General features: G+C 21.5%; 1 protein-coding gene and 1 pseudogene. Both read right to left on the bottom strand.

Annotated elements, in window-relative coordinates:
- A partial coding sequence (locus tag ELQ12_RS09735) for a DUF2813 domain-containing protein (protein WP_134264754.1) occupies positions 1 to 494 on the bottom strand: 494 nt, incomplete at its 3' end.
- Positions 487 to 920 (bottom strand): annotated as a pseudogene (locus ELQ12_RS10520) (hypothetical protein); the annotation flags it as partial. The pseudogene ELQ12_RS10520 and the gene ELQ12_RS09735, both read right to left, overlap by 8 nt.

The raw sequence follows: 920 nt of genomic DNA, 5'->3' as shown, positions 1-920 counted from the left end.
AAACGAGTATTTAGAAAAAATAAAAAATCTTCAAAAACTTTAAATCTTTCCTTGTCAAATAAAAAATAAGTTTTATGTCCTATAAAAGTTTTTTCATTATCTAAAAGATAAAGTATAATATCCATATTTATTCTTAAAACAATTCGACTAGCTTTTCTTGAAAGTTCCTCATCTTCATCTAGGAATGAATAAATAGTTAAAATTCTTATATCTTCAATACTAGCTTGTATCATCTTAAGATTTTTAATAATCATTTGTGTAGCTTTTTCTTGATTATAGTTTTCTTTGCTTAAATTCTTAGCATATTCTAATTCTTCCTTGCCTTCGTTTTCACTCCATTTGATTAAAGCACTAAGATTTTCTCTTGCTTTATTTTCATTAGCTTCTTTAAATTGTAAAGCTTCTTGGATAAAGTTATAAGCATTGCTAGCAATTATGATAAAAACTAATACAATAAAAACTATAATAGAAATTCTTTTTGATATTTTAAGCAATTTTTTTACCTTTAAAGTTAGTATTGCTTATTATAGCATTATTAGATACAATCTTAAAATCTTCTTTTATATCATCTATAATGGTATTGCTTTGTTTCGTTTTTAAAGAAGTTTCATTGTTAAAATTTGTATTTTTTATTATACTGCTTGTATTTTCTTTTGTATTGTTTTCTTGATTTGAATTTTTATTTATTTCTTTGTTTTCATTTTTATTGATTGTTTTATCTTTGTTATTTAATTCTTCATTGATAATAAAAGAGCTCATATAAGTTTGATAAGCATTTTCTAAATCTTTAAAACCAAGTCTTTTAAATTCATCAATACTTTTATAAAGTTCTTTTCTTGCTTTTAAATAAGTATCATTTAGTTTGTTTTTATGAGAGATAAAGATAGTATAAAAACTAGAGTTAAATTCTAATTCTTTTA

Source organism: Campylobacter sp. US25a (assembly GCF_004379075.1).
Classification (GTDB): Bacteria; Campylobacterota; Campylobacteria; order Campylobacterales; family Campylobacteraceae; genus Campylobacter_D; species Campylobacter_D jejuni.
This window is presented reverse-complemented; position numbering and strand designations above follow the sequence as displayed.